The sequence below is a fragment of the Pseudomonas amygdali genome (assembly GCF_002699855.1).
Lineage (GTDB): Bacteria > Pseudomonadota > Gammaproteobacteria > Pseudomonadales > Pseudomonadaceae > Aquipseudomonas > Aquipseudomonas amygdali.
Genome location: NZ_LKBW01000091.1, coordinates 1 through 7,861 on the forward strand (window position 1 = coordinate 1; position 7,861 = coordinate 7,861).

The window sequence follows — 7,861 nt, forward strand, 5'->3', positions numbered from 1 at the left end:
GAGCCAAGGGAAAACTAAGAGGTAAGAAGCCCAAGCTCTCCGATCGTCAGCAAAAGGAGCTACGGCGGATGTACGATACGAGTAAATATTCGATCAGCGACCTGGCTGAACTGTTCTCGATCTCACGACCAACCGTCTATCGTACCCTCGCCCGACAGCCGGTTTGATGTCATGCCCGTTAGCTTCCTGTCCGCCACACAACGGGAACGCTACGCTCGCTATCCAGAGACACTTTCCAGTGAAGAGCTGACGCGCTACTTCCACCTGGACGATGATGACCGCGAGTGGATCGCCACCAAACGTCGTCACAGCAGTCGTCTGGGCTATGCACTACAACTGACAACCGTGCGCTTTCTTGGCACCTTTCTGGAAGACCCAACGGCCGTGCCAGAAGCCGTACTGCGCACCCTCGCAACCCAGCTCAATATTCCTGAATTTGCCGATTGCGTCGCAGCTTATCGCAGAACCAGACAACGCTGGCAGCACACAACAGAAATTCGCGCACGCTATGCCTACAGTGAGTTCACAGACACCGGCAATCAATTTCACCTTGGCCGCTGGCTATGCGCCCTGTGTTGGACAGGCACCGACCGTCCGAGTGTGCTTTTCGAGCATGCCAACAGTTGGTTGATCGGTCACAAGGTACTGCTGCCTGGCGTCACCCTTTTGGAGCGGTTCGTTGCCGAGGTGCGGTCGCGCATGGAGTCGCGCCTTTGGCGGCTGCTGACGCGTGACGTGACAGATGTCCAGCGCCAACGCCTCGACGATTTGCTGGACCCTGTCGAGGGCAGTCGCCAATCCTGGCTTGATCGATTGCGCAAGGGGCCGGTACGCGTGAGTGCCCCTGCACTGGTACAAGCACTGTTGCGCATCGAAACGATACGTGATCTGGGAATCAAACTGCCTAACACCAAGGTGCCGCCCAGTCGCATCGGGGCATTGGCACGCTTTGCCAGCACAGCCAAAGTCTCAGCCGTGGCCAGACTTCCATACGCACGGCGCATGGCTACCCTGGTGTCTTTTGTCCACAGCCTAGAAGCCAGTGCTCATGACGATGCCCTTGATGTGCTCGACCAGTTGTTGCGCGAACTGTTTAGTAAGGCGCAAAAGGAAGATCGCAAGACCAGGCAGCGTACGTTGAAGGACTTGGATCGGGCTGCTTCAACGCTGGCCAGCGCATGTCGAATGCTGCTCGACCCAAGTCTGCCAGACGGCGAATTACGCGAGCGAGTGTATGCCGCTATTGGACAAGACGAACTGAGCCAGGCCCTGAACGATATTGGTACGCTGGTGCGTCCGCCAGACGATGTTTTTTACACCGAACTGGCGGCCAAACAGGCGACTGTGACGCGTTTTTTGCCGACGCTGCTGCGTGTCATCCAGTTCGATGCCAATCCGACAGCACGCCCACTGGTACAGGCACTGCAATGGTTGCATCAGAGGCCAGATCATGATCCAGCCATCACCATTGTGGACAAGGCGTGGCAACGCCATGTCGTGGGAGAGGACGGCAAGATCAATGCTAAAGCCTTTGCCTTCTGTGTCCTCGCCAAGTTGCGTGTAGCGATTCGTCGGCGCGACGTATTTGTCAGCTCCAGCTGGCGATATGCCGACCCGCGCGCGGGCCTATTAGAAGGGACCGAGTGGGAGGCTGCGCGGCCTGTCATTTGTCGCTCACTGGAGCTGAGCGTGCAACCGCAGGCCACCTTAGCCGCGTTGGCGCAGGAACTAGATGAAACCTATCGGCGTGTCGCTGAACGCCTGCCCGACAACGACGCGGTTCGCTTTGAAACGATTGGCGACAAGATAGAGCTCGTGCTTAGCCCTCTGGAAGCACTGGCGGAACCGGCGTCGCTGATTGCTTTGCGTAATGAGATCAAGACCCGCATGCCGCGCGTCGATCTGCCGGAAATCCTACTGGAGATCACCGCCCGCACCGGCTGCATGGAGGCGTTCTCGCATCTGACCGAACGCACAGCACGTGCCACCGATCTAAACACCAGTCTGTGCGCGGTGCTCTTGGCCGAAGCCTGCAACACTGGCCCCGAACCGTTTGTACGCCAGGACACACCAGCACTGCGGCGGGACAGACTGCTGTGGGTTGATCAAAACTACGTGCGTGATGACACCCTGACCGCCTGCAATGCCGTCCTGGTAGCCGCACAAAACCGCATCGCACTGGCCCGCACTTGGGGCGGCGGCGATGTGGCTTCGGCTGATGGCATGCGTTTTGTGGTGCCTGTGCGCACCGTGCATGCCGGACCAAACCCAAAATACTTCAATCGTGGACGCGGCGTGACTTGGTATAATCTGCTGTCCGATCAATACTCGGGGCTGAACGCGATTACCGTCCCCGGCACCTTACGCGACAGCCTGGTGCTACTGGCGGTCGTGCTAGAGCAGCAGACCGAATTGCAGCCCACGCAAATCATGACCGACAATGGAGCCTATAGCGATGTAGTGTTCGGCCTGTTCCGGCTTCTGGGCTATAGGTTTAGCCCACGCTTGGCCGACATCGGTGGCACGCGGTTCTGGCGAGTACCGACAATGGAGCCTATAGCGATGTAGTGTTCGGCCTGTTCCGGCTTCTGGGCTATAGGTTTAGCCCACGCTTGGCCGACATCGGTGGCACGCGGTTCTGGCGAGTTGATGCGCAAGCCGACTATGGCGAACTCAATGCACTGGCAAAACAATGTGTCAACCTTGACCGCATTACACCGCATTGGGACGACGTACTGCGTTTGATTGGATCACTCAAACTTGGCTTGGTGCCAGCGATGGGAATCATGCGCACCCTGCAGGTCGATGAGCGACCGACACGATTGGCCCAGGCCATCGCTGAAATTGGTCGCATCGACAAGACCATTCACACACTGAACTTCATTGACGACGAGTCGCGCAGGCGCGCAACGCTGCAGCAACTCAATCTCGGCGAGGGTCGCCATAGTCTGGCTCGCGAGGTCTTCCACGGCAAGCGCGGCGAACTGTTCCAGCGCTACCGCGAGGGGCAGGAGGACCAGTTGAGTGCGCTCGGCCTGGTCGTAAACATGATCGTTTTGTGGAACACCCTGTACATGGACGCGATACTCACGCAGTTACGCCACGAAGGCTATCCGGTGCGCCCCGAAGACGAGGCGCGGCTTTCGCCGTTTGGTCATGAGCATATCAACATGCTTGGGCGCTACTCATTCTCCGTGCCGGAAGCCGTCGCACGCGGAGAACTGCGCCCACTTGGGAAAGCATCAGAATCTGAATTACTACAACTCTATTGGAACAAACACCCATGAGCCATCCACCTTTCCAACAAGCGCTGACCGAGGCCGAACTCGATAGGCTGACTGGTTTTCTTGATGCCATTGGCTCACCGGCCATGAACATTGAAATGCTTGACGGCTATTTTGCGGCACTGATCTGTGGTCCGGAGATGGTGCCTCCCAGCGAGTACCTGCCACAAATCTGGGGCGAGAATTTCAGTTTTGAGAGCAACGCTCAGGCTACCGACATGATGGGGCTCATCATGCGCCACTGGAATACGATTGCATCGGTATTGCTTCACACGCTGGAGGAGCCTGACGTGTATTTGCCAGTGCTGTTGGAGGATGGTGATGGCATTACTTACGGCAACGATTGGGCTCTGGGCTTTATGCGCGGAGTTCAGGCCCGACCTGGAAGTTGGCGTGACCTGATCGACAGCGACGAACATAGCGGGCCGATGCTCCCCATCATGGTCTTGGCCTATGAGAATGACCCCGATCCAGCGCTGCGACCACCGTCGGTTACTAACGAAAAGCGTGAAGAAGTGATTGAGATGATGATCGCCAGTTTGACGATCATCTATCGCTTCTTCGAGCACTTCGAGCCTCATCGATGGCCGCTGGCACAGACACCACTCGATGTACCACTACGCAGAGAAGGACCGAAAATTGGACGCAACGCCCCCTGTCCGTGCAGCAGTGGACGCAAATTCAAGCATTGCTGCGGATCCAACTCCCCAACGATGCACTGACCATCAGGAAATTGCGCTTAACTGACTTCCCTGTTCCATTGCTCCCCAGATGTCCGTGCAGCAGTGGACGCAAATTCAAGCATTGCTGCGGATCCAACTCCCCAACGATGCACTGACCATCAGGAAATTGCGCTTAACTGACTTCCCTGTTCCATTGCTCCCCAGACCCCAATTTGCAGCCGCAGGCTGCCCTGTTCGTTTTCTCTATCGACCCCTTCTACACTTTCAAAATCCCTGCCATTTTTTTCCGTTTTCTGTATCGCCCCCTATTCTCTGCTTTGCCAAAAAACGCTAGGCTCTGTCCGGTGAACGGCCAAGAAGAATTCGCCTTCACGTCTATCTCTAAATATACCCCCGGTGTCAGGATAGTTGTCGCCTCTCCGGTTTTTCCTAAAAAAGTATATCGGGGGCGGAAAGAGACTGGTCGTGCCGTACTATTCACCTGAACGCAGAGCCGCATTGCTCAAGATGCTGCTTCCCCCGCTGAACCTGTCGATGGCCGAGGTTTCCCGGCGCGAAGGGGTCAGCGAAATGTCTTTGTCCAACTGGCGCAAACAGCTCAGTTCTGAAGGAAGTGCAGTGTCCGAAAACAAGCCGTTGGCTGAGAACTGGTCAGCCGAAACAAAGTTTGCTGTCGTGCTTGAAGCCGCCGGTTTGTCCGAGATCGATCTGGGTGAATACTGCCGTCGCAAAGGTCTTTATCCCGAGCAGATCACGGCCTGGCGACAAGCGTTTGTCGCTGGACAGAAGTCCGACAAAGCGCAGCAAAAAGAAGATCGCGAGCAGGCGCGCAAAGACAAGAAACGCATCCAGGAACTTGAGCGCGAGCTGCGCCGCAAAGATAAGGCGCTGGCTGAAACAGCCGCGTTATTGGTGCTGCGAAAAAAGCTCAACGACTACTGGGGAACGACCGACGACGAGGCCAACTAACCTCTCTGCCAGAGCGCCAGTTGATCGTGACCTGGCTGGGCGAAGCGGTCGCGGCAGGTGCCAGAAAAATCAAGGCCTGTCGGGAAGTTGGTCTGTCGCTGCGCACCTTGCAACGGTGGACTCAGACAGAGTTTATCCAGACCGACGCCCGTACAACTGCCACACGGCCAACGCCACGAAATGCGCTGACCGAGGCAGAGCGGCAGGCCATTGTGACGCTGTGTAACAGCCCGCAGTATGCCCACTTGCCGCCAAGCCAGATCGTGCCGCGCCTGGCCGATCAAGGGCGCTATCTGGCGTCGGAGGCGACGATCTATCGTGTCTTGCGAGCGACGGGGCAACAGCAACATCGAGGCCGTAGTCAGCGCCCCAGACGGTACGCCGCACCAACGACGCATGCGGCCAAAGCGCCGAACCAAGTGTGGTCGTGGGACATCACGTACCTGCCGTCGCCAATACGCGGCCAGTTTTATTACCTCTATCTGATCGAGGATATTTACAGCCGCAAGGCCGTGGGCTGGGAAGTCTACGAGGCGGAAAGTGGCGAGAAAGCCGCTGCGCTGCTGCAACGCAGCGTGATCGGTGAGCAGTGTTTACACGACCCGCTGGTGCTGCACTCGGATAACGGCGCGCCGATGAAATCGGTGACACTGCTGAGCAAAATGTACGACCTGGGCATCACCCCGTCACGCGGCCGACCGCGGGTCAGCAACGACAATCCGTACTCGGAGTCGTTGTTTAGAACACTGAAATACTGCCCGCAATGGCCGCAGGATGGTTTTGCCAGTTTAGACGCCGCACGCAGCTGGGTGAGGGACTTCATACGGTGGTACAACAACGAGCACCGGCATAGCCGTATCCGGTTCGTCACACCGGCTGAGCGGCATCGAGGGCTGGATCATAAAGTCTTGGCCCAGCGGCATGAGCTGTACGAACGAGCCAAGGAAAAAAGACCGGAACGNCCGTGCTGCTGAATCCGGATCGAGAGCAACAGGTCGAGAAAAGAGCAGCATAGTTAGACGGTGACGCGACAACTACCTTGAAAAACGCCGATAGACGCAATTAATCCCGGTCGAAAAATGCGATGATTGCAGGTCGAGGCCATTTCGATTGCAGGCCGCTACACCTATAACCTGAAACGAGCGATTAAAGTGCTCGGTGTGCGCCATCTGATGGATTTGATGGGCTGAGCGGCCATTTTTTCGTCTGCTGCCAATACAAAACAAAACGCTCCGAACAAGTCGGGGCGTTTGCTTGGGCCTTCAACAGTGTGTTTTCACACAGTCTGTAACGGGCCCTTTTTGATGCAGTTGACCACTACAAATCAGCTTAACGTACTTTAAAATCCGTTTCCTGAGGCGACCCCAAGTATGCAATCAACTGGTGGCTTTGGTTGTATTTGCCGATGAGGCCAATGACCTTGGCCAGCTGGAAGATTGTGCTCGTATGATGTACATGCACTATGCCTGGCATAACGTGCCTACCTGGCTTATCGGTCCGCAATACTGCGGTGGCCCGATACCTCAGCGACGCGCCAATGTTCTCGAGGTGTGGCCGCAACACGGCCCACTGGAGAGCCTGCGACCAGAAGAATTCAATCCGCGCATCGAGGCGTTGGCCACGCAACACTGCAAATAGGGGGAGCCCCAGCAGTCGTGTCACCAGCCGCTATTTCCATCATGGCTACCCAGGCTATTACTCTTTGAGCCGATCAACCAGTCGTGTCATCAGATCCATGCGCTCATGGAAAATAGCCACGATCAGAGCATGCGCTCCTTCACGCGGTAGGCAGAAGACGTAATGATGCTCGTACCGCCCCATCCGTAGAGCCGGAAAAAGCGCACTCATGTCTTTGAACACACCCCGGCCATCGGCGAGGTTGGCGATCCCCTGTTCCAACGTAGCGATGTAGCGGCGCACCTGCGCATCGCCCCATTGCTTACGGGTGTAGCGGACGATGCCCCGCAGATCGGATTCTGCCGCAGCGGTGAGAACGTAGCCGGTCAAGCGCTGCCCTCGATCAGTTCTTCATCGAGAATTTTGCTGATGCTCTTGGCAGACACATTGCCGGTAAGTCCCTCGTGAATACGTGCGCCGAGCAGGGTTCTCAGTTCTTCCCATGCCTGATTGGCATCAGCATCGTCCGGAAACAGTCTTTCCAGCGCATATTGCTTGATAGACTTGCCCTGCAAGGCAGCCAGCGCTTTCAGGCTTTGGTGCTGCTGGTTTGTTATGTCGATGGTTAAGCGACTCATGGGATAACCTCCAAAACTACACATTCCCACATTAGAACATATGTGCTAATAGAGCAGGCGGTTATACATGGTTACATTGACGCAGGTTGTCGTAAAACACCTGTTTGGCGTCAATTCGCACCAGTACTCGCTTCCCGCCCATGACGGAAATTTCTGGGATTCCGGCTTACAACCCCTGGCTGCCCTGTTCGATTTTACCGTAAAGAATTAAATACCGCTGCCGAGAACATTACAGGTGAGCAAGTTACAATCCGGCTCGCATGATGAGCAGCAAGCCACGTGCGCTTTGACTGTAGTGACAGAGAAGCCTTGCGATGCTGAAAAAACTACTGGGTGCCTTGCGCGCCCTGACGTCCGTGCCCTCCGATAATCCTCGGCTGCTGCAAGCTCAATATATCGCATTGTCCCGACAACTGCCGCTGATGTACTTCGTGCTGTTGGTCAACACCTGGGCACGTCCGTGCCCTCCGATAATCCTCGGCTGCTGCAAGCTCAATATATCGCATTGTCCCGACAACTGCCGCTGATGTACTTCGTGCTGTTGGTCAACACCTGGGCACTTGCTTTTACCCATTGGGCAACTGCCCCGATGTGGCTGACGTTGCTGGTACCGACAGTCCTCACCATCGGGTGCGGCATTCGCGCGCGCAAATGGCTGCTTACGGTAAAC

At 56.3% G+C, this 7,861-nt stretch carries 6 protein-coding genes and 3 pseudogenes; 7 read left to right on the plus strand and 2 right to left on the minus strand.

Going from position 1 to position 7,861, the window contains the following annotated elements; all coding sequences use genetic code 11:
* From AO277_RS08870 to AO277_RS08895, 6 genes and pseudogenes are all read left to right on the plus strand, one after another.
* A partial coding sequence (locus AO277_RS08870; protein WP_143492734.1) for a helix-turn-helix domain-containing protein occupies positions 1-167 on the plus strand: 167 nt, incomplete at its 5' end.
* Positions 168-171: 4 nt separating this feature from the next.
* Positions 172-3,287: pseudogene (locus AO277_RS08875) on the plus strand (Tn3 family transposase).
* Positions 3,284-4,006 carry a YecA/YgfB family protein gene (locus AO277_RS08885; RefSeq protein WP_099258921.1) on the plus strand — a complete coding sequence of 241 codons (723 nt, stop codon included), beginning with the start codon at positions 3,284-3,286 and terminating at the stop codon, positions 4,004-4,006. The pseudogene AO277_RS08875 and the gene AO277_RS08885 overlap by 4 nt, the downstream one beginning before the upstream one ends.
* Positions 3,946-4,122, plus strand: a complete 177-nt coding sequence (locus AO277_RS29660) for an SEC-C metal-binding domain-containing protein (RefSeq protein WP_371411873.1) — start codon at positions 3,946-3,948, stop codon at positions 4,120-4,122. Before AO277_RS08885 ends, AO277_RS29660 begins: the two co-directional genes overlap by 61 nt.
* Positions 4,123-4,432: 310 nt before the next feature.
* A pseudogene (locus tag AO277_RS08890) lies at positions 4,433-5,951 on the plus strand (IS3 family transposase).
* A gap of 368 nt (positions 5,952-6,319) precedes the next feature.
* Positions 6,320-6,574 (plus strand): hypothetical protein, encoded by a 255-nt coding sequence (locus tag AO277_RS08895; protein ID WP_257214206.1) that lies wholly within the window; start codon positions 6,320-6,322, stop codon positions 6,572-6,574.
* A 57-nt stretch (positions 6,575-6,631) separates the two neighbouring features.
* On the opposite strand, the gene AO277_RS08900 is transcribed toward AO277_RS08895, so the two are convergent.
* Both AO277_RS08900 and AO277_RS08905 read right to left on the minus strand, forming a co-directional pair.
* Positions 6,632-6,943, minus strand: coding sequence for a type II toxin-antitoxin system RelE/ParE family toxin (locus tag AO277_RS08900; RefSeq protein ID WP_031599141.1), 312 nt, complete (start codon positions 6,941-6,943; stop codon positions 6,632-6,634).
* Positions 6,940-7,191, minus strand: coding sequence for a type II TA system antitoxin, ParD family (locus tag AO277_RS08905; RefSeq protein ID WP_057446119.1), 252 nt, complete (start codon positions 7,189-7,191; stop codon positions 6,940-6,942). Before AO277_RS08905 ends, AO277_RS08900 begins: the two co-directional genes overlap by 4 nt.
* Before the next feature lie 448 nt (positions 7,192-7,639).
* Here AO277_RS08905 and AO277_RS08915 point away from each other — a divergent pair.
* Positions 7,640-7,861 (plus strand): annotated as a pseudogene (locus tag AO277_RS08915) (GGDEF-domain containing protein); the annotation flags it as partial.